The organism is Novosphingobium umbonatum (assembly GCF_004005905.1).
GTDB lineage: Bacteria > Pseudomonadota > Alphaproteobacteria > Sphingomonadales > Sphingomonadaceae > Novosphingobium > Novosphingobium umbonatum.
In genome coordinates, this window is record NZ_SACO01000004.1 from 253,630 (window position 1) to 273,567 (window position 19,938).

At 62.3% G+C, this 19,938-nt stretch carries 17 protein-coding genes; 11 read left to right on the top strand and 6 right to left on the bottom strand.

Annotated features, from left to right (window positions below; translation table 11 throughout):
• Entirely contained in the window at positions 1-1,179 is a 1,179-nt protein-coding gene (locus EOE18_RS07505; protein ID WP_127707821.1) for a PepSY-associated TM helix domain-containing protein, read from the top strand.
• Here EOE18_RS07505 and EOE18_RS07510 read toward each other — a convergent pair.
• Positions 1,124-2,017, bottom strand: coding sequence for a LysR family transcriptional regulator ArgP (locus EOE18_RS07510; protein WP_127707823.1), 894 nt, complete (start codon positions 2,015-2,017; stop codon positions 1,124-1,126). The two genes, EOE18_RS07505 and EOE18_RS07510, sit on opposite strands and share 56 nt — an antisense overlap.
• A gap of 74 nt (positions 2,018-2,091) precedes the next feature.
• On the opposite strand from EOE18_RS07510, the gene EOE18_RS07515 reads away from it, so the two are divergent.
• Positions 2,092-2,718 carry a LysE/ArgO family amino acid transporter gene (locus EOE18_RS07515; RefSeq protein ID WP_127707825.1) on the top strand — a complete coding sequence of 209 codons (627 nt, stop codon included), beginning with the start codon at positions 2,092-2,094 and terminating at the stop codon, positions 2,716-2,718.
• Here EOE18_RS07515 and EOE18_RS07520 read toward each other — a convergent pair.
• On the bottom strand, positions 2,715-3,809 hold the full coding sequence (locus EOE18_RS07520) for a YeiH family protein (protein WP_127707827.1): 1,095 nt from the start codon (positions 3,807-3,809) through the stop codon (positions 2,715-2,717). The genes EOE18_RS07515 and EOE18_RS07520 overlap by 4 nt on opposite strands.
• A gap of 155 nt (positions 3,810-3,964) precedes the next feature.
• Between EOE18_RS07520 and EOE18_RS07525 the strand changes: the two genes are divergently transcribed.
• The gene (locus EOE18_RS07525; protein ID WP_127707829.1) at positions 3,965-5,182 is read left to right on the top strand and encodes an MFS transporter; all 1,218 of its coding nucleotides are present in this window, start codon (positions 3,965-3,967) and stop codon (positions 5,180-5,182) included.
• 55 nt (positions 5,183-5,237) lie between these two features.
• Here EOE18_RS07525 and EOE18_RS07530 read toward each other — a convergent pair whose 3' ends face one another.
• The gene (locus EOE18_RS07530; RefSeq protein ID WP_246027315.1) at positions 5,238-7,529 is read right to left on the bottom strand and encodes a TonB-dependent receptor; all 2,292 of its coding nucleotides are present in this window, start codon (positions 7,527-7,529) and stop codon (positions 5,238-5,240) included.
• A gap of 211 nt (positions 7,530-7,740) precedes the next feature.
• Here EOE18_RS07530 and EOE18_RS07535 point away from each other — a divergent pair, with 211 nt between their 5' ends.
• From EOE18_RS07535 to EOE18_RS07560, 6 genes are read left to right on the top strand one after another with little or no spacing between them, the layout of a single operon-like run.
• Positions 7,741-9,741, top strand: coding sequence for an alpha-glucosidase (locus tag EOE18_RS07535; RefSeq protein ID WP_127707833.1), 2,001 nt, complete (start codon positions 7,741-7,743; stop codon positions 9,739-9,741).
• Positions 9,738-10,751, top strand: a complete 1,014-nt coding sequence (locus EOE18_RS07540; RefSeq protein ID WP_127707835.1) for a LacI family DNA-binding transcriptional regulator — start codon at positions 9,738-9,740, stop codon at positions 10,749-10,751. Before EOE18_RS07535 ends, EOE18_RS07540 begins: the two co-directional genes overlap by 4 nt.
• Positions 10,748-11,662 carry an aldo/keto reductase gene (locus EOE18_RS07545; RefSeq protein ID WP_127707837.1) on the top strand — a complete coding sequence of 305 codons (915 nt, stop codon included), beginning with the start codon at positions 10,748-10,750 and terminating at the stop codon, positions 11,660-11,662. Before EOE18_RS07540 ends, EOE18_RS07545 begins: the two co-directional genes overlap by 4 nt.
• Positions 11,659-12,753 (top strand): LLM class flavin-dependent oxidoreductase, encoded by a 1,095-nt coding sequence (locus EOE18_RS07550; RefSeq protein ID WP_127707839.1) that lies wholly within the window; start codon positions 11,659-11,661, stop codon positions 12,751-12,753. The genes EOE18_RS07545 and EOE18_RS07550 overlap by 4 nt, the downstream gene beginning before the upstream one ends.
• A 58-nt stretch (positions 12,754-12,811) precedes the next feature.
• Positions 12,812-14,065 carry a molybdopterin-dependent oxidoreductase gene (locus tag EOE18_RS07555; RefSeq protein ID WP_127707841.1) on the top strand — a complete coding sequence of 418 codons (1,254 nt, stop codon included), beginning with the start codon at positions 12,812-12,814 and terminating at the stop codon, positions 14,063-14,065.
• A complete protein-coding gene (locus EOE18_RS07560; RefSeq protein ID WP_127707843.1) occupies positions 14,062-14,403 on the top strand; it encodes a cytochrome c in 342 nt (113 codons plus the stop codon). The genes EOE18_RS07555 and EOE18_RS07560 overlap by 4 nt, the downstream gene beginning before the upstream one ends.
• On the opposite strand, the gene EOE18_RS07565 is transcribed toward EOE18_RS07560, so the two are convergent.
• Positions 14,400-15,290, bottom strand: a complete 891-nt coding sequence (locus EOE18_RS07565; protein WP_127707845.1) for a LysR family transcriptional regulator — start codon at positions 15,288-15,290, stop codon at positions 14,400-14,402. The two genes, EOE18_RS07560 and EOE18_RS07565, sit on opposite strands and share 4 nt — an antisense overlap.
• A 112-nt stretch (positions 15,291-15,402) precedes the next feature.
• Between EOE18_RS07565 and EOE18_RS07570 the strand changes: the two genes are divergently transcribed.
• Positions 15,403-16,518, top strand: a complete 1,116-nt coding sequence (locus tag EOE18_RS07570; RefSeq protein WP_127707847.1) for an LLM class flavin-dependent oxidoreductase — start codon at positions 15,403-15,405, stop codon at positions 16,516-16,518.
• Entirely contained in the window at positions 16,515-17,495 is a 981-nt protein-coding gene (locus EOE18_RS07575) for a nitrilase-related carbon-nitrogen hydrolase (RefSeq protein ID WP_164852694.1), read from the top strand. The genes EOE18_RS07570 and EOE18_RS07575 overlap by 4 nt, the downstream gene beginning before the upstream one ends.
• Here the strand turns inward: EOE18_RS07575 and EOE18_RS07580 are convergent.
• On the bottom strand, positions 17,492-18,559 hold the full coding sequence (locus EOE18_RS07580) for an LLM class flavin-dependent oxidoreductase (RefSeq protein ID WP_127707851.1): 1,068 nt from the start codon (positions 18,557-18,559) through the stop codon (positions 17,492-17,494). The two genes, EOE18_RS07575 and EOE18_RS07580, sit on opposite strands and share 4 nt — an antisense overlap.
• Positions 18,556-19,914, bottom strand: coding sequence for an MFS transporter (locus tag EOE18_RS07585; protein ID WP_127707853.1), 1,359 nt, complete (start codon positions 19,912-19,914; stop codon positions 18,556-18,558). The genes EOE18_RS07580 and EOE18_RS07585 overlap by 4 nt, the downstream gene beginning before the upstream one ends.
• Positions 19,915-19,938: the final 24 nt, after the last annotated feature.

Consider the following 19,938-nt stretch of genomic DNA (forward strand, 5'->3'; position numbering starts at 1 on the left):
ATGGCAGGGCAGCGCCTTCGCCATTGGGTGCGTCAGGTCCATCTCTGGATGGGCCTGAGCCTTGGTCTACTGTTTGTCCTGCTGGGGCTGACCGGATCGGCGCTGGTCTTTTACCAGAGTATTGACCGTTGGCTGCATCCGGAAATTCAGGTGGCATCCAGCGGTCCCGCGCCGGATGCACAATCGCCTGTCTGGGATCGCGGTCTGGAAACCCTGCGGACGCAATGGCCGGAAAGGCAGGGTGTATGGCGCTTTGAGCTAACCGGCGAGGCAGGCGCCATCCCCGTTCGTTACGAGGCAGGCGGGCAAACGCAGGGCCATTCCATGGCGCATCGGGTGATGGTCTGGCTCTCGCCCGATGGCCGCCATGTCCTGCGTCAGGAGGTCTGGGGCGGCTATCTGGTCACCTGGCTGTATGATTTGCATATGGAATTGCTAGGCGGGGATACGGGACGCGCTTTCGTGGGATGGGGCGGGCTGGCGATATTCCTGCTGGTGATGGTCACCGGCCTATGGGCATGGTGGCCAAAGGGTGGCTGGGGCAAGGCCTTGCGCTATGCCCATGGCGCGGCGCTGATCCGGCGTTTGCGCGATATGCACAAGCTGGCCGGATTGCTGGGCCTGCCGCTGCTGGCCATATTGGTGTTGACGGGGGTGATGCTGGCTCTGCCGGAGGAGAGCAATGCAGTGCTGCGCCCGATGTTCGGTCCCGTCGATCCGGCACCCAAAGTGGCCATACCCGCCAACACCGCCCCGCGCCTGACCATCATGCAAGCCGCAGCCTTGGCGCAAAAGGCGCTGCCCTCTGCGCGGATCGTGTGGATTGATGCGCCCGCCATGGGGCAAGGTGTTTATAAATTCAGGATGAAAGTCCCCGCCGACCCATCGGCGCGTTTCCCCCACTCCTTCGTCTTCATCGATCCGGTCAGCGGTCGGATTGTGGGGCTACAGGATGCGCAACAGGCTGGCGCGACCACCACCATCAACAATTGGCTGCATAGTCTGCATGACGCCAGCGTTTTGGGCCTGTTCACTCGCTGGCTGGCGGTGGTGAGCGGGCTGGTGCCCGCCTTCCTTTTCGTCACCGGCCTATGGCGATGGTTGGCCAGACGGCAGCAAAAGTCTAAGGCTGAAGCACCAGTCCCGCGGCACGGCGCACCGCGCGGGTCAGCACCTTGAGCGCATCGGCGTGCAGCCGCGCGACCGTCCAGTAAAGCGTAACCCCCAAGGCGCTGTCGGGCCGCAATTCCACCAAACTCCCCGCAGCCAGATGAGAGCGCACCAGATGTTCCGGCTGCATCCCCCATGCCATGCCCCGCAGCGCCAGATCCAGAAAAGCCCGCGTAGAAGGTATCCAATGCACCAGATGCCCCAAGGGCGCGCCCAGATGCTCCATCGCCCATAAAGCCTGCAAACCATCGCGCCGGTCAAACCGCATATAGGGGGCATCGATCAAGCCATCCGCCGTAACGCCCGAGGGGAAATAGCGCGCCATAAAGGCGGGACTGGCGCAGGCACGATAGGGCAAGACACCCAGCCTGATGCTGCGGCAACCCTGTACGGGCACATTGTCCGATGTGATCGCCGCCGCCACTTCGCCATGGCGCAACCTTTGCGCGGTATGGGCCTCGTCATCCATGATTAACTCGACCAACAGCCCCGTCTCCTGCGCGAATTGGGCCAAAGCAGGCGCGAGCCAGCTGGCCAGACTGTCCGAATTGACCGCGATTTTCACCGTCACCGGCTGCAACCTGTCAGCCGCCAAAGCGCCAAGATCAGGCGCCAGATCCGCTTCCAGCAAGCGCACCGCATCGAAATGGGCGCATAGCCGCTGCCCCAGCGGGGTGGGTTGGCAAGGCTGGCTACGCAGCACGAGGATAGCGCCCAGCCTTTCCTCCAAAGCCCGCACCCGCTGCGACACGGCCGAGGGGGAAATATGCAGAACCGCCGCGGCGCGTTCGAACGTTCCTTCACGCAGGACGGCGGCGACAACGGACAGGGCGGCATAATCGAGCATAGATGAAGCCTAGCTTCATCTGGATAAGAAGATCAAGTTTCACTTCACACCTGATTGCCCGCATAGGCTGGCCCATGAACAGCATCCTTATCCCCTTCTCCGCCGGCTTTGCGCTTTGCGCGGCCCTGATTGTGGCCATTGGCGCGCAAAACCTGTTTGTCCTGCGCCAGGGCCTGCTGCGCCAACATGTCGGGCCCGTGGTCGCTTTTTGCATCGCCGCCGATGCCAGCCTGATCACACTGGGCGTCAGCGGCGTGGCGGCCTTCCTGCGCTCGATGCCGCAATTGACCAGCGCCCTCTCACTGGGCGGGGCCGGATTTCTGGGCTGGTACGGGGTACAGGCCTTTCACCGCATGGCCAGAGGCGAGGCGGTGAACGCGGACGCCGGTACAAGGCAAAGGCTGGGACAGGTGCTGGCGACGCTGGCGGGCTTCACCTTTCTCAACCCCCACGTTTATCTTGATACGGTATTGTTGATGGGCGCGGCAGGCGCAACCTATCCCGCCCCGTTGCGCGTCCATTTCATCGCCGGTGCAGCTTCGGCCTCGGCCTGCTGGTTCTTGCTGCTGGGCTATGGCGCCCGCTTGCTCCAGCCCGTGTTTGCCCGCCCGCTGGCGTGGCGCGTGCTGGATGGCCTAGTCGGGGTAACGATGCTGGGCATGGCGGCCATGCTGGCATTACCCCTTCTCCGATTTGTCTAGATCACCCACCAGGCAAAGCCGAAAGCCACCACAAAACTGGTGGCGGTCGCCGCCAGCACCGGCAGCACCGAGGTCCAGCCCAATTGCAGGATGAGATCGGTACGGGTGCGCATGGCGGTGGCCGTCACCGCCAGCAACAGCAAGCCTTTGGACAGCAGCAAGGCATTGGCCGCAATCACCACCGGCACCGCGATCAGGGAATGGGCCACAACCAGCGCCAGAAAGGCCAGAATAAAGGGCGGCAAAGCCAAAGCTTTCCAAGGCGAAACGCTTTGGCCGCGTGCATCGAAACGCTCTATCGCCACCGCCGCCAACGCCACCAAAGGGCCAAGCAAGGCGACACGGGTCAATTTCACCACAGTCGCCGCCGCGCCCGCCGCGTTGGACACAGCATAGCCACCGCCAATCGACTGGGCGACATCATGGATGGCGGCGCCGGTCAAAAAACCGGCCTGTCGCGCGTCGAAATGGGCAAGGCGCGCCAATTCGGGATAAATCGTCATGGCCAAGGCGCTGGCCACGGAAACCACCACCAGGGTCAGCGTGAATTGCGCCTGACTGACCCTTTCGCGCCCCACCACGCCATAAAGCGCCAGCGCGGCGGACGCCCCGCAAATGGCGGTGGCTCCTCCGGCCAGAATGCCGATCGCCAGCCCCTGCCGCGCGAACCTTGCGCCCACCAGCGCCGCGACAATCGCCGCCGCCATCACCACCAGCAGGGCCGCAAATGGCCCCATCCCCAAGGCTCCGATCTCCGACAAAGTGACTTGAAACCCCAGCAGGACAATGCCCCAACGCAGACAGCTGCGTCCCACAAATTCCAGCCCCGCCGCAGTGCGCGGATCGGCCGAAACAAATTGCATGGCCAAGCCGAGGATCAGACCCATCAAAATGATCGGCATGCCATAATGGTCGGAAAACCACGCCCCTGCGGCGCTGACAATCGCGCTGATCGCAATGCCGGGCATCAATTGCCGCCATTTGGCGGGCGGCGCGGGCGCGGTGGGGGCCAGATGGGTTTCGCCGAACAGGTCACCCGCCCACAGCGGCGCTGCATCCTTGGCATCGGTTTGTGCCGGTTTGTCTTGCATCTTCCCCATCCGATTATGTTGTCAGCGCTTTGGGCGTAGAGTCGCGACCGAGAATCTGTCCTTCGGTGTCACAACGCACTTTCCTTATCCCGCAGAGACGCTAATGTGCAAGCGTAAAGCGTGCCGGACACGCCTCATCTGGGGAGAGATCAGCCATGAAACCTGCCGCCAAGCGGGCTTCCTCTGCCGCGACCATCGGATTGGTCGCGCTATTGTTTGCGGGCAATGCGCTCAATTACGTCGACCGACAGGTGGTCGCGCTGCTCAAACCCACATTACAGGCCACTTTCCATTGGAATGATGGGGATTTCGCCCATCTCGGCTCCGCCTTCCAATTTGCCGCGGCCAGTGCGCTGGTCTTTGTGGGCTGGTTCATTGACCGACTGGGTGTGCGCGTCGCCTATGGTCTGGCGGTTACGGTCTGGAGCCTTGCCGGCATGGCCCATGCCTTTGCCGCCAATGTGCAGCAATTTATCACCGCCCGCGTGGTGCTGGCCATTGGTGAGACCGTCAGCACGCCTGCAGGGGTCAAATCGGCGACCCTCTATCTGACGCCCGATCGGCGCAATCAGGCGCTGGGGATCATCAACACCGCGCCTAATATCGGCGCCATCCTTACACCATTGATTATCCCGCCTTTTGCATTGGCCTTTGGCTGGAAAGCAGCCTTTATCGTCACGGGCGGTCTGGGACTAATCTGGCTAATTGCATGGTGGTGGGGCACCCGATCGCTGGAACCGGTAGTCCATGTGGCTGAAAAAGCGCCCGTCAATTGGGGCGAATTGCTGAGCGCGCGCAGCAGTTGGGCCATTTTCGGCGGCAAGTTTCTGACCGACGGTGTCTGGTGGTTCGTGCTGTTCTGGATGCCCGATTTTTTCAACCGCGTTTTCGGCATGTCACAGGCGCGATTGGGTCTTCCGGTGGCGATCATCTTCTCGCTGGCGGCGGCGGGAGCGCTGACCTCGGGCGCGCTGTTCCCGCGCTTGCGACGCGCTGGCTATGACCTGAACGCCGCGCGCAAACGCTCGATGCTATTCTTTGCACTGGTGGTGCTGGCCATGCCATTGGCGCTGTTGACCAGCAATGTGTGGGTGGCGGCAGGTCTGATCGGGCTTGGCCTGTTTGCCCATCAAGGCTTTTCCACCAACATCTTTGGCATGGCCAGCGACATCGTGCCGGCCCACCGCATGGCCAGCGTCATCGCCTTGGGCGCGGTGATGGGCAATCTGGCGGGCATGGGTGTGATCGAACTGGCCGGTTGGTCACTGTCCAACGGGTTGGGCTATACGCCGATGTTCGCCCTTTGCGGTTCGGCCTATCTGCTGGCTCTGGGCTGGATCCATCTGGTGGTGCCCAAGCTGGAGGCGGCATAAGGAAAGGGGCGCAGGCCAAACGGCAGCGCCCCTTCATTTTTTGCTGAAGTTTCAATCAGAAGCGATAGCTGGCGCTGATCCCCACATAGCGCATGGCATCGCGCGGGATCTGGTAGCGATAGCTGCCCCCCGGTCCGCCATTGATGATCGAGGCGGCGTAGGCCTGATCGAACAGGTTACGCACCTGCGCCACCACCCGCCATTTGTCGCTGGGCGCCACCAGACCGCCTTGCAGATTGACCAGTCCATAGGCCGGAATCGTGCCCATCTGGCGCTGCACATCATTGGGGGTGAACAGCGACAATTGGCTCGACTGGAAATTGCCCGAAGCGCCAAACAGCAGATCGGCCCAACCACCGGTACGCCAGCGATGGTCGAGGCTGAGCGAGCCCTTCCACTTCGGCGCAAAAGCCAGCGAAGTGCCAGGCTGAATGATCGCCGTGGCAGCGGCGCCCGGCGCGGCATAGAAATTCACCACATGGGCATCGGTATAAGCCAGACCGCCACTGATCGTGGTATCCGGACCAAGCCGCCAAGACATGTCCGCCTCTACGCCTTGGGTCGAAACCTCGCCCGCATTGGTAAAGCGGGTGACCACTACGCCTGCGACCAGATCAGGGTTATTCGCCTGAAAATTATGGTATTTGGCGTAGAAACCGGCAAGGTTCAGCGTCAGTTTCCCGCCGAACAGAGTGTTCTTCAACCCCGCTTCAAACGCATCGGAAGTTTCCGGCGCGATGGAATTGGTGCCCGTAGCGGTCAGGTTGAAGAAGATATTATAGGCCGGCCCCTTATAGCCCCGCGCATAGCTGGCATAGGCCATCACATCGCGGCTGAGATCGCCCTGCAACACAATCTTGCCCGAGATATTGTCCTTGGAAATGCCGGTACGGAAAGGCACGCCGTTGGAAACGCCCGTGTCATACACGCCCTGATCGAAATTGCCGTTGATCCCCGGACCGGCCAGCGTGGTGCTGCGGCTGTGGAACACATCCAGCTTGTCATGCGTATAGCGCAAGCCGCCGACAACCCGCACCTGATCGGTCAGTTTGAGCGTGCTTTGGCCGAACAGAGCGAAATTGTTGAAGGTCGACCCGAAATCCGCCGTCCCCGTGGGGAAGGTGGAGGCATTGGCATTGCTGCTGCCACAGGGGATCAACACGCCGCTGGGTGCCGTCGCGGTGGCGGTGCAGACCTCATCCTTGCGGGTAAAAATCCGCTCGGAAAAAGCGCGCGAGTAATAGGCGCCCAGCACATAGGAGAATGTTTTCCCCGCAGGCGAGGTCAGGCGCAATTCCTGGCTGAAAGTGTTGGACTTTTGCGGGCCATTATCATGCAGTTGGTTAAAGCCGACATAGGCGCGGTCCAGCCAGTCGCCATCGCGGATTTCAGTATTGTTCCATTCACGATAGGCCGTGATGCTGGTAACCGTATGGCTGCCCACATCAATATCGGCCTGACCGGAAATGCCCCAGCCATCTTCCTGCGTGCTGGTCACTAGATTCTGGTTGATCATCCGCGTCTTGGCGCCCTTGGGCGTGGGCAGGGCGTTAAAGGCAAGGCTGGTGGAAGGCAGGCCCGCGGCGGTCAACGGACCGGTGGCGATCACATCGGCGCAGCAATTGTCATTGTTGCGATGATAATCGGCGGCAACATAGATTTTGACGCCATTGCCGGGGTTGTAGAGGAATTGGGCGCGACCACCGACATGGTCATAGCCATTCACCTTGGACTTGGTGGCGATATTGTAGATATTGCCGTCATAGCCACTGGCAAAAGCGGTAAAGCGCGCCGACAGGTTCTGGCTCATCGGCACATTGACCGCGCCCTTGACGCGCCATTCATTGCCTTCGAAATAATTGGCTTCAACGCTGCCGGAAAACTCGTTTTTGGGCATCTGGCTGGTGATGTTGATCACGCCCGCGCTGGCATTCTTGCCAAACAACGTGCCCTGCGGCCCGCGCAGCACTTCCAATTGGGCAATATCCACCAAATCGCTGAAGGCCTCGCCCGAACGGGCATAGACCACGCCATCGACAACGGTGGAGACCGAAGGCTCGCCCGCGATGGAGAAAGTGGCCGTGCCGACGCCGCGCAAATAGATGGTTTGATTGAGCGTTGTCCCCGATTTCTGGAAATTGAGCGCGGGCACCAACTGGGTTGCGCTCTCGATGCTGGGGCGGGCTGCTGCGGAAAGCGCCGCGCCGCTGACCACGGAAACCGCCAGAGGAACGCTATGCAGCGACTCCGAGCGCTTTTGCGCGGTTACGACGATTTCGCCCGAGGATGGCGAATCTGCGGCTTGCTGCGCCAAGGCCTGCGCGCTGCCCAGCGCAAACAGTGGCAAGCATCCAAGCAAATATGCCTTTGATTTCATATCTATTCCTCCCCAAACGCGCATGGAGGGCCTTTTTGCCCTCTCACCGCCATGGTTTCTCCCTCTCGCATTTTTCCTTGCGATTGCCGGTTGATTTGCCCTCCATGCCGCGATATGTCAAGCGGTGTCACATGAGGTCAGGCCAAACCGACCCGCGACAAATTCATGGTTGGGACGAGCGATGCAGGTGCAAATTTCCACGTTTGAAGACGGTTTTCAGCTGGATTTCGCTGGCCGCACCTTGCTGCGCCATAGCCCTTCCTGTCCTGCGCTGGTCACAGCGCGCGGCGATGCCCGAGTGGAGATGTATCGCGGCAATTTCCGGATCGAGGATGCGCCCGCCGATGTCACCGCACCGAACGCATGGCAGGTCGAGGGCGATTCCATCCTGCTGCTACGCGACAGCGCGCCCGTCGCTCGCCTCACACTAGCCCCTGCCGCCGTGGCGATCGAGGCCTTGACCGCAGGCCATGACCGTATCTGGGTCCATTTCCACGCCGAGCCTGATGAAACCATCTGGGGCGGCGGCGAACAGATGAGCTATCTCGCGCTCAACGGCCGCCGCTACCCCATGTGGACCAGCGAGCCCGGCGTGGGGCGTGATAAAAGCACCGATCTGACCCGCATCATGGATGAAACCGGCATGGCGGGCGGCGACTATTGGAACACCAATTACCCCCAGCCCACTTTGCTCACCTCGCGCTGGCTGGCAATCCATTTGGATAGCACCAGCTATAGCGTGATCGACGCCTGCGACCAGACGCGCCATAGTTTCGAAGTCTGGTCCCCCAAGGTGCGGTTTGAGCTCTTCGCCGCCGATGGGCCGCAAGATCTGGTCAGCCAGCTGTCCACCCGCTTTGGCCGTCCACGCGCCCTGCCCGATTGGGCGATTGGCGGGGCAATTGTCGGGCTGAAACAGGGCGAGAAAAGCTTTGACCGGCTTGAAGCCTTTATCGATGCAGGCGCTGCCGTCTCCGGCCTGTGGTGTGAGGATTGGGCCGGCATCCGCGAAACCAGCTTTGGCCGCCGTCTGTTCTGGGATTGGCAGCGCCATGAAACCCGCTACCCCGACCTTCCCGCCCGCATCAAGGCGCTGAACGAACGCGGCATCCGCTTTCTGGCCTATGCCAACCCCTATCTGGCCGTCGATGGCGCGCTCTATCAGGAGGCTTTGGCCGAGGGTCACCTGTGCCGCAGGCTGGACGCGGAGGAACCCTATCTGGTCGATTTCGGCGAATTTGACTGTGGCGTGCTGGATTTCACCCGCGCGGAAAGCCGGGAATGGTTCGCCCGCCGCATCCTGTGTGAAGAAATGCTCGATATTGGCATTGATGGCTGGATGGCCGATTTCGGCGAATATTTGCCCACTGATGTCCGCCTTGCCAATGGAATGGATGCGATGGAGGCGCATAATCTCTGGCCCCTGCTATGGGCGCAGGTCAATGATGACGCGGCGGCCATGCGCGGCAAGCAGGGCGAGGCGGTGTTCTTCATGCGCGCCGGTTTCAGCGGCGTTTCGGCCCATTGCCCGCTGCTGTGGGCGGGGGATCAATCGGTGGACTTCACCCGCCATGACGGGATCGGCACCGTGATCACCGCCGCGCTTTCCGCAGGTCTGGTCGGCAATGCCTATAGCCATTCCGATTGCGGCGGCTACACCTCGCTCCACGGCAATATACGCAGCGTCGAACTGATGCAGCGCTGGTGCGAACTGGCCGCCTTTGCCCCCGTGATGCGCAGCCATGAGGGCAACCGGCCCGACGACAATCTGCAATATGATTCCACGCCCGAATTGCTGGCCTGCTTTGCCCGCTGGAGCAGGTTGCACGCGCATCTGGCCCCCTATGTGCGCCACCTTTGCGACGAAGCACTCGCGACCGGCCTGCCCGCCCAGCGCCCGCTGTTCCTGCATTATCCGGAGGACAGCAGCCTCTATGCGGTTCAGGACCAGTTCCTCTATGGCGCCGACTTGTTGGTGGCTCCCGTTATCGAGCAGGGCGCGACAAGCCGCCGCGTCGTGCTGCCGGGTGAAGGATCGTGGCGCCATGCATGGACCGGCATTGATTACGTTTGCGGGACCCATGACATTGCCGCGCCCATTGGGCATCCTCCTGTCTTCTATCGGACAGACAGCGCCTTTGCGCCGTTGTTTGCCGCAATGCAGGGGATCATGGCGGGATGAGCGAGCGGGCCAATATTCGTGATGTGGCAGCCTTGGCAGGCGTGGCGGTAAAAACGGTCAGCCGTGTGCTGAACGGCCATCCCTATGTCAGCGCGGCCATGCGCGAAAAGGTTGAAAAGGCGATGAAAGAGCTGGAATTTCGCCCCAGCATCGCCGCGCGCATTCTCACCGGCTCCAAATCCAACCAGATCGCCCTGATTTACGACAACCACAGCCCCTATTACATGTTTCAGATCCAGAAGGGCTGCTGGGACTATTGCAAAGCGCATGGCATCCGCCTGATCGCGCAGCCAGTGGATGTGGCCGACCCCCAAGTGGGTGATCAGGTGCGCGGGCTGGTGGGGGAAACCCATGTCGACGGGATCATCCTGTCCTCGCCCGTCACCGATTGCGTCGGCGTGTTGCAGGCGCTGGACGCGCTGGACATTCCCTTCGTGCGCATTTCGCCCGGTACCAACCATGCGCTCACCTCATCGGTGTTCATGGATGACGCGCAGGCCGCCGATGACATGACCACCCATCTGATCAATATGGGCCATCGGCGGATCGGCTTTATCAAAGGCCACCCCAACCATATGTCCAGCGATGACCGCTTGTTCGGCTATCGCCGCGCGCTGGACCGTGCGGGGATCGCCTTTGAACCGCAACTGGTCATGCCGGGCGCGTTTGATTTTGAAAGCGGCAATGTGGCTGGCGGTATGTTGCTGGACATGGCCAACCCGCCCAGCGCCATTTTCGCCGCCAATGACGATATGGCCGCCGGTGTGCTGGCCGTGGCGCATAGCAGGGGGCTCAGCCTGCCCGAACAGCTTTCCGTGGTGGGGTTTGACGATACGACCCTTGCCCGCACTGTATGGCCCGCGCTGACCACGATCCATCAACCCATGTCCGAACTGGCGCATACCGCCACGGAAATTCTCGTTTCGGGCGGCGATATCACCCATCGCCGCCTGCCCCATACGCTTGTCGAACGCGCCTCGGTTGCGGCGCCTTTCAGGAAGAACCCATGAGCCAATTGCCCCTTCCCCCTGCCCAACGCGCGCTGGGCCAATCCGACCTGTCTGTTTCGCCCATGGCATGGGGCATGTGGCGCCTTGCCGAAGGCGGGCGTGGCGTGAAAGAGGCTGCCGCTCTGGTCCATGCCGCGCTGGATGCAGGGATTACGCTGCTGGACACGGCTGACATCTACGGCTTTGACGGGGCGAATGGCTTTGGCGATGCCGAGGCCTTGCTGGGCGAGGTGATCGCCGCCGATCCCTCGCTGCGCAGCCGTTTTGTGCTGGCCTCCAAGGGCGGGATCATGCCGCCTTTGCCCTATGACCAGTCGCCCGCCTATCTGTCCGCCGCGATTGACGCTTCGCTGCGCCGCTTGCAAGTGGAGGTGATCGACCTCTATCAGGTCCACCGTCCCGACATTCTGGCCCATCCGGCAGATGTGGCTCGAGTGCTGGACGAAGCCGTGGCGGCGGGCAAGATCCGCCAGTTGGGCGTATCCAATTTCACCTGCGCGCAAGTGGCCGCGCTCAACCATTTCCTCACCAACAAGCTGGTGGTGACGCAGCCGGAAATCAGCCCGCTGCGCATCACCTGTTTTGAAAATGGCGAGCTGGATCAAGCGATGATGCTGGGCCTCACTCCGCTGGCATGGTCGCCGCTGGGTGGCGGGCGATTGGCCGCGCCCGAAACGCCGCGTGAAGAAGCGATTGCCGCCGCGCTGGACGTGGTGGCCAAGGATCGCGGCATTTCGCGCACGGTGGCCGCCTATAGCTGGCTGATGGCGCATCCTGCCGGAATTATCCCCATTATCGGTTCACAAAACCCTGCCCGCATCGCCGAGGGGGCCAGCGCCCTTTCGGTCCAATGGAGCCGGGAAGAATGGTATGCGGTGCTGGTCGCCGCGAGAGGAGAGAAGCTGCCATGAGCGAGCAAGACCAACAATGCGAAATCGCATGGTTTTCGGCCCTTTGTGACGATGACTATGAATTTCTGGGCGTGCATGACCCCTATCTGAAATCCAGCTGGGAGCATTGCCGCAACATCGTCCTGCGCGCCGAGGAAGGCGGCTTCGACAATATCCTGCTGCCCTCGGGCTATAATCTGGGGCTGGACACCACCGCCTTTGCCGCCGCCGTGGCCACACAGGTGCGCCGGATCAAGCTGCTCTGGGCCACGCGCATCGGCGAGGATTGGCCCCCACAACTGGCGCGCCGCATCGCCACGCTGGACCGTATCCTTGGCCCGAATGCGGCGGGAACGGGCGGGCGTTTGAACGTCAATATCATCTCCTCCGACATGCCCGGTGAAACCATGGCATCGGGGCCACGCTATGCCCGCGCGACCGAGGTGATGAAGATTGTCCGCACCCTGCTCAACGGCCAATCGCTGGACCACGAGGGCGAGTTTTACAAGTTGAAGCTCGATCCCCCGCGCATCACCACCATCTCGGGCAAGGCCCCTGCCTTCTATTTCGGCGGGCTTAGCCATGAGGCGCGGGAATGCGCCGCCGAGGGCTGCGATGTCTATCTGATGTGGCCCGACACGATGGACAAGGTGCGCGAAACCATCGCCGATATGAAGGCCCGCGCCGCCCGCTTTGGCCGCAGCCTGAAATTCGGCTATCGCGCCCATGTTATCGTGCGTGAAACCGAGGATGAAGCCCGCGCCTATGCCACCCGCCTGCTGTCCAAGCTGGATGATGAGGCAGGCCGCGCTATCCGCGAAAAGTCGCTGGACGCCCAGAATTTTGGTGTGCAACGCCAGGCCGAATTGCGGCAGGCTGCGGGCAATGATGGCTATGTCGAGGACAATCTGTGGACGGGCATCGGACGGGCTCGGTCCGGCTGCGGCGCGGCGATCATCGGTACGCCCGATCAGGTGCTGGCCAAGCTGCGCGCCTATCAGGCCGAAGGGATCGAGGCCTTCATCCTGTCGGGCTATCCCCATGCGCAGGAAGCCGATCTGTTTGCCCGCCATGTCTTGCCGCATATTAGCCATGGCCCGCTGACCATCTAAGTCTGGAGGGGCATCGACCGCCCCTCCTCCCTTTCGCCGCGACAGGAGCCTTTTTCCGATGAGCCCATCAAAATCGACCCTCTCGCGGCGCAAATGGCTGCAAGGCGCGGCGCTGGGCGGGATCAGTGCCGCCTTGGCGCCTGCATTATGGGCCAAAGGTGCGGCGAAACCGCGCATGGTCGATCTGGGCCTGCCGGATAAGCCCTCGCTGCGCCCTTTGACCAGGGCCTTCCCGCAAAAGGGCGAGATGATCCTGCAAAGGATGCGCCCTCCCCTGCTGGAAACGCCGATGGCGGTTTTTGACCAGCATATCTTGACCCCCAATGACCAGTTCTATGTCCGCTGGCATTGGGGCAATATTCCCGAAAGCGTGGATGTAGACGCATTCCGCCTGAAAATCCGCGGCCATGTCGAACGCGAGGTGGAATTCACCCTGCATGACTTGCTCCATGGCTTCGAGCGGATTGAAGTTGTCGCGGTCAACCAATGTTCGGGCAATTCGCGCGGGATGTTCCAGCCATCGGTGGCAGGGGCCGAATGGGGCCATGGCGCGATGGGCAATGCCCGCTGGACCGGCGTGCGCCTGCGCGACGTGCTGGCCCGTGCGGGGGTGAAGGCAGGCGCGGTGGATGTGCGCTTTGGCGGGCTGGACGAGGCGATGGTGGCCGAAGCGCCCAAATTCCTCAAATCCTTGAGCGTCGACCATGCCTGCGATGGCGAGGTGATGATCGCCTTTGCCATGAATGGCGAGCCGCTGCCGCTGCTCAATGGTTTCCCGCTGCGTCTGGTGGTGCCGGGATGGTATTCGACCTATTGGATCAAGATGCTGTCCGATATTGAAGTGCTGCCCGCCAAGGACAGCAATTTCTGGATGGCCAAGGCCTATCAGGTGCCCGCAACGCCCTTTGGCCATGTGGCACCGGGCACCGCTGATTTCCCCAAGGAACCGATCAGCCGCATGGTGCCGCGCTCGCTGCTCACCAATCTGGCCGAGGGGCAGAAGGTCAGGGCCGGAACCCCGCTTACCCTGTCCGGCATCGCCATGGGCGGCGATTGCGGGGTGGAGAAGGTGGAAATCTCTATCGATGGTGGCGAGCACTGGAACTTGGCGACGTTAGGCAAGGATCTTGGCCCCTATAGCTTCCGGCGCTTTACCCATCAGGTGAACCTGCCCGAGGGAGTGGTAAAAATCCTCTGCCGCTGCACCAACACGAAAGGCATCAGCCAGCCTTTGACGATGAACTGGAACCCCAACGGCTATATGCGCGCCGGGGTGGAGACGGTCACCATCCATGCGGAGAAACGGGCATGAAGGCTCAACTATTGGCCATGGCGGCGCTGGTGGCATCCGCGCCGGTCTGGGCCGCAAAACCCGCGCCAAAGCCGCTCCAGACCCTGCACAATGTCAGCGTCTCCATCCCGCAGGATTTTGACCAGACCTATCCCGCCGCCGCAGGCGTGGAGGCGTTGAACGACCATTGCCGCGCCTGCCATTCGCCTGCGATGGTGCTGGTGCAGCCCCGTCTGTCGGCAGAGGAATGGCGCAAGGAAGTGCGCAAGATGATCGACACCTATAAAGCGCCCGTGCCGGAAGATCAGGTCGAGCCGATCACCCGCTATCTGGTGCAAAGGCAGGCGAACCGCCGCTAGCCCGCCTGGTGCAATGCGGCGATCAAGGCTCTTTCGCGCGCTGATAGGCGAGTGCCCCTGCGGCGGAACAGGCCTGCTGGTCTGGTATAGGCGGGGCTATCCACATCCAGCGCCACCAGCCTGCCCGCGTCCAATTCCTCGGCAAAGGTGGAATGATCGCCAAGGCACAGGAAATCGCCAGCGAGCAAGGCGCGGCGGATCACCGTGAGGGAGGATGTCCGCAAGGTGATCGGCGGCACGGGCAGGTCATGGCGGATGAACATCTGCGACCAGCCTTCCACCAGACTATCCTGATCCGGCACAATCCAGCGCGCCTGCGCCAAGGCCGATAGAGGGGGCGTTCCGTCAGACAGCAACGGATGGTCGGCGCGCAGCATGAGGCTGGCCCGCTCCTCAATCAAGGGCTCAAAACTCAAACCCTCCAGATCGAGCCAAGGCGCGCGTGATCCCAACACAAGGCTGATCTTTCCCTCGCGCAGCGCGGGCAACAGACTGGCCGTGCCGCCCTCCACCACATGGAAGCAGGCCTGCGGGTCCTCCCGCGCCATCAGGGCCAGCGCATCGGGCAAGCGCCGCGTGGCAAAGGCCACATCGCTGCCCACCGCCAGCCTTTCTGTCGCGCCGCCGCCGCGCAAAGAGGCAAGCGCGGCCATGGCCCGATCCCGCTCGATCAGGATCACCCGCGCGCGGGGCAGCAATTCCTCGCCCATAGCGGTCAATTGCGCACCATGGGCGCCGCGCTCGAACAGGCGCGCGTCGAGTTCCGCCTCCAGCATCTGGATCGAGCGGGTAAGCGAGGGCTGGGACACCGACAGCACCTGCGCCGCACGGTTAAAGCTGCCCAGTTCGGCCACGGTCAGGAAACGACGGAGTTGGCGAATATCCATGGGCCCCGTGTATCATAGAGAAAGTGCATAACTAAACCGATAATTGAAATAGACCCTGCATAGGCTTTGCCCAATCCTGCGCATCAAAGTGACAGGCAAGGACCCACGCAGCATGACCCTATTTTCCCCCGCTGATCTGGAAATCATTGGTATCGTCAACCACCGCGCAGGCGGCGTGGGCGATCCGCCCTCTGCGCTGGATTTCGACCTTGATTTCATCCGCGAGGCCGCGCTGGCGCAGGAAAAGGCCGGTTATGACCGCGTGCTGATCGCCAATGCCGCCACCATGCCCGAAAGCATGGCAATTGGCACTTATCTGGCCCCGCAAACCACGCGACTTGGCTTTATGATGGCGCATCGCCCGGGCTTTATCGCCCCCACCACCGCCGCGCGCCAACTGGCCACCATCGACCGCTTAAGCGGTGGACGCGCGGCTGTGCACATCATCGTCGGCGCCGATGACCGCGAGGTACAGGCCGATGGTGCCTTCAACACCAAGGAACACCGCTATCAGGTGGCGGGCGAATATGTTGAAGTGATGCGCAAAATGTGGGCTTCGCCCGAGCCATTCGATCACAGGGGCGAGTTCTACAAAATGAACGGCGCCCATGCGCTGGTGCGGCCTGAAAGGGGAGCGATTCCGGTCTATTTTGGCGGCACATCCGATCTGGCGCTAGATATGTGCGGGCGCTGGGCCGATGTCTATGCTTTAGGCGGCGATACGTTTGCCGGTGCGGGCGTGCTGGCCACGCGTGCCCATGCAGCGGCGGCACGACACCGGCGGGCGATCCATGTGTTGATGACCATGGTGATCATTGTGGGCGAAACAGAAGCCGCCGCCCATGCCCGCGCAGCCGCTTTGTATGACAAGGTGATGGCGCAAGTGAATGCAGGCGCGCGGGGCATTATGGCCGCCCATGAAAAGGACGGCGACAAGCCCGCCGCTGGTGCTTTCCAGCGTATGGCCGAACAGGCCAAGCAGGGCGACTGGCTGGACCGTTGCCTGTGGACCGGCCTCAACAAGGCCTATAATGGACGCGGCAATAATAGTGTTCTTGTCGGCACGGCAGAGCAGGTGGCGGACAGTCTGATGGAATATCGCCGCCTGGGCATCACCCGCTTCCTGCTGCGCGGGCCGGACCAGATCAACGATGCCGCGATTATCGGGGGCAAGCTGGTGCCGCTGCTGCGCCAGATGATCGCGGCGGAAGAAGGGGTAAGCGCGTGATCGCACCCTATACGCTGGCCCTATGTCGCCCACCCACGCAAACTGTGTTCGGTGCCGATGGCGTGGTGGCAGGGGCGCTGGCCGCCAATGTGGCGCTCTATGCCGACCTGATCGCAAGAGCGGCGGGCGAGTATGGGGCAAGACTTGTGGTCTTCCCGCAATTCTCGCTCAGCCATTATACGCCTTTGGGGCAGGATGTCTGGCTGGAAGCGGCGATCACTTTCCCCGGACCGGAAGCGGAAGCCATCGGCGCGGCCTGCCAAAGGGCAGGCGCCTATGCCGTGGTGCAAACGGCGGAAAGGCATCCCGCCTTCCCCGATCTCTATTTCCTCTCCAGCGCGATTTTCACGCCCGCTGGCGAGGTGGGGCTCATCTATCGCAAGACCTACGCCATGTCCCTGCGCACCAGCCCGGGCGATGTGCTTTCGCGCTTTGTCGATGTGTTCGGGGAAGATGCGCTGTTCCCCGTGCTGCATACCGAACTCGGTACGCTGGCCACGCTGATCGGGGCGGAAGTGCATTGGCCAGAACCCGTGCGGGAACTGGCGCTGAAAGGGGCGGAGGTGATCTGCAATCCGGTGGCGGCGGTGCAATCGCTGGACTATCTGAACCGTGCAGGCGCGGATCTGGTGCGACCCGTGCGGGCGTTTGAAAATGTGGCCTATCTGGCCATGGCCAATTATGCCGATGGCACGGTGGACAGCGCCGCCTATGATTTCAACGGCGCCAGCATCGGGCGCAAGGTGGATGAGGTGTTCACTCTTGCCACCATCGACATGGCCGCCCTGCGCGCCGCCCGCGCTCAGCCATCGGCGCATCTGCTGGCACAGATCCAGCCCGATTTGCACCGGCACCTGTATGATGCCTCGCTATGGCCCGCAGAGGCTTTCGCAGGCGGGCCGCCGCGCAGTTTTGAAGCGCTGATCGCCACCGAGCGCGAGGTAGGGCAAGCGTTGGACCAGCGCTGGGGGCGCTAGATTTGACGCTGCTCCGATACGGTGCGGGCGCGAAGGGCGGGGGCAATCTCCGCCCCGATCCGCGCCGTATCAGGCAGCCAGTCAAAACCGGTGATCAGGAAATTGTCGATACCGACATGCCAGTAACGCATCAGCGCATCCACCAGCGTATCGGGTGAACCCACCAGACATGTCACCTGCAAGCGCCCCTGTGTCGCCTGCGTAAGTCCCGCCCAGAGCTGGGGATCTTCCGCCTCGGCCTGCGCGGCCTTGCGGGCCACATCCTGCGCCGCCGCGCCCAAATCGCGGCCCAACAGGCCAAGCCGCGCCTGCTTTTCCTCCACCGCTCGCAACAGGCCGGTGGCGCGGTCCCAAGCAGCATCATCGCTATCGGCCAGCACCAGACGCATCGACATGGAGAAACGGGGCGAGCGCCCATGTTGCGCAGCCTGCGCCTTCACCCGCGCTACCAAGTCGCCCACTTGCGCCACGCTGCCCGGCCCCAGTGCATAGACATCGGCCAGTTCGGCCCCGTACCGCAAGCCCAGCTCCGATGTGCCCGCCCAGAACACGGGGATACTGCCCGCAATCGGATGCACCTCGCTAAAGGCTGCATCGCAGCGGAAATAGTCGCCTGCATGGTCAAAGGGGGCAGAGCTACCCCACATTCTGCGCAACAGGCCCACATATTCGGCGCTGCGGTGATAGCGCTGTTCCTTGGTCAGATAATCGCCATCGCAACGGGTTTCGATATCGGAAAAGGCAGTGATAATATGCACACCTGCCCGCCCGCCGCTCAACTGGTCCAAAGTAGCCAGCGCGCGGGCGGCCATGGTGGGGGCAATAAAGCCCGGACGATGCGCCACCATCAGCTTCAACCGCGTGGTTGCCGCTGCCACAAAACTGGCATTGACCAGACTGTCCGCCGATCGGGCATTCTGCCCCACCAGCACGCGGTCATAACCGGCCGCTTCATAAGCGCGGGCAATCTCGGGCACAAAGCTGGCGTCATAGACGGGTGCCTGTGGACTGGCTTCCGACCCGCGATAGGGCGATACCAGCCCGACAATTTCGATAGAACTCATGCGCCTTCTCCGCTGGAGGGTTCGATCAGGCTGGCCGGATCCAGCTTGTAACGCGACACGGCGATGACCCCGCACAGCATGGCTAAAGCAGGAACCGCCCCCACACAAAGCGCCACCGCCCGCACCGCCTGCGCGCTTTGCGCCACCGTCCCGCCCATGGTGGACGAGACATAGCCCATGGCCGACAGGAAAGCCCCCATCGCCGCCAAAGCCGCCGCTGAGGACAATTTGTCGAGCAAGGTGGTCAGCCCTGCAAACACACCCTCACGCCGCTCGCCGCTACAAACATAATCATAGCGCACCGCATCCGACAGCATGGCATAGGCGCAAAGAATGGTGCCGCCACCCGCCAGACCCGACAGCAAAGCCCGCGCTGAGCTCAGCCATGCCGCATCGAGTGGCGATGCCGTCAGCCAGGACAGGCTGACCAGCCCGTAAAGCGCCATGGCAGTCATATAGCCTGCCTTCTTGCCGATAACGCCCGTCACCCAGACCCAAGCAGGAATCGAACCTACCATGCCCACCGTGGCAAACAGGAAATAGGTGGCAATCCAGCCATCGGGCGCCTGCAACACATAGCGGCTGAAATAGGCCATGGCCGCGCTGCCAATGGCGGTGCCGAACAGCAGGAAGACATGGGTAATCGCCAGTAGGCGAAAGGGCTGGTTGGCCCATGCAAGTTTGGCCTGCGCGGGTAGATTGAAGGGGCGCGGATGGGCCGGAGGCAGGCTGCGCGGCGCCTTGATCAGCAGTCGCACCGCCAGCAGCGTGGCCAGCAGCACCACCGCGCCAATGGCCAGAGCCATGGCCAGATGCGCGCCTCGGCCCGCGCCCAACCGGCCAAGAATCAGGCCGGGCAAAGTGGTGCCGATCAACGTACCTATCGCATTGCCATAGACCCGCCACGCCATCAGCCTTGTGCGCTCATGATGGTCGGGCGAGCTTTCCACCACCATGGCAAAGCCGGGAATGGTGAGCAAAGTATAGCCGCTGGCATGGATGATCAGCGCAAGGGTGACAAAGAGTTCAGCCAGCAGCACCGATCCGAAATCCGGCGCGCCAAACAGCATGGCCACGCCCAGCGGCATAGCCAGTCCGCCCACAAACAGAAAGGGTAAGCGCCGCCCCCAACGCGTTTGCGCGCGGTCGCTCCATGCGCCCACCGCCGGATCGAGCAAGCCGTCATAGATCTTGACCAGCGCGAAGATCAGCCCCGCCGTGCCCGCCGAAATGGCCAGACTGTCGGTCATGAAGCGCAAGCCCAGCACGGTGACCACATTCTGCCCCGCCGCATGGGCCACCGGCACCAAGGCAGAGCCAAAACGGATCGCCCATCGATTATCGCTCTGTGCCATAAGGCCTTCTCCTGCGGCCCTATG

Bases quoted from the DNA above. Each gene is read 5' to 3' on its own strand.
- EOE18_RS07545 (WP_127707837.1), top strand. From the start codon at position 10,748: ATGAGCCAATTGCCCCTTCCCCCTGCCCAACGCGCGCTGGGCCAATCC.
- EOE18_RS07505 (WP_127707821.1), top strand. From the start codon at position 1: ATGGCAGGGCAGCGCCTTCGCCATTGGGTGCGTCAGGTCCATCTCTGG.
- EOE18_RS07535 (WP_127707833.1), top strand. From the start codon at position 7,741: ATGCAGGTGCAAATTTCCACGTTTGAAGACGGTTTTCAGCTGGATTTC.
- EOE18_RS07580 (WP_127707851.1), bottom strand. From the start codon at position 18,559: ATGAGTTCTATCGAAATTGTCGGGCTGGTATCGCCCTATCGCGGGTCG.
- EOE18_RS07525 (WP_127707829.1), top strand. From the start codon at position 3,965: ATGAAACCTGCCGCCAAGCGGGCTTCCTCTGCCGCGACCATCGGATTG.
- EOE18_RS07555 (WP_127707841.1), top strand. From the start codon at position 12,812: ATGAGCCCATCAAAATCGACCCTCTCGCGGCGCAAATGGCTGCAAGGC.
- EOE18_RS07550 (WP_127707839.1), top strand. From the start codon at position 11,659: ATGAGCGAGCAAGACCAACAATGCGAAATCGCATGGTTTTCGGCCCTT.
- EOE18_RS07520 (WP_127707827.1), bottom strand. From the start codon at position 3,809: ATGCAAGACAAACCGGCACAAACCGATGCCAAGGATGCAGCGCCGCTG.
- EOE18_RS07570 (WP_127707847.1), top strand. From the start codon at position 15,403: ATGACCCTATTTTCCCCCGCTGATCTGGAAATCATTGGTATCGTCAAC.
- EOE18_RS07510 (WP_127707823.1), bottom strand. From the start codon at position 2,017: ATGCTCGATTATGCCGCCCTGTCCGTTGTCGCCGCCGTCCTGCGTGAA.
- EOE18_RS07565 (WP_127707845.1), bottom strand. From the start codon at position 15,290: ATGGATATTCGCCAACTCCGTCGTTTCCTGACCGTGGCCGAACTGGGC.
- EOE18_RS07515 (WP_127707825.1), top strand. From the start codon at position 2,092: ATGAACAGCATCCTTATCCCCTTCTCCGCCGGCTTTGCGCTTTGCGCG.
- EOE18_RS07560 (WP_127707843.1), top strand. From the start codon at position 14,062: ATGAAGGCTCAACTATTGGCCATGGCGGCGCTGGTGGCATCCGCGCCG.
- EOE18_RS07540 (WP_127707835.1), top strand. From the start codon at position 9,738: ATGAGCGAGCGGGCCAATATTCGTGATGTGGCAGCCTTGGCAGGCGTG.
- EOE18_RS07585 (WP_127707853.1), bottom strand. From the start codon at position 19,914: ATGGCACAGAGCGATAATCGATGGGCGATCCGTTTTGGCTCTGCCTTG.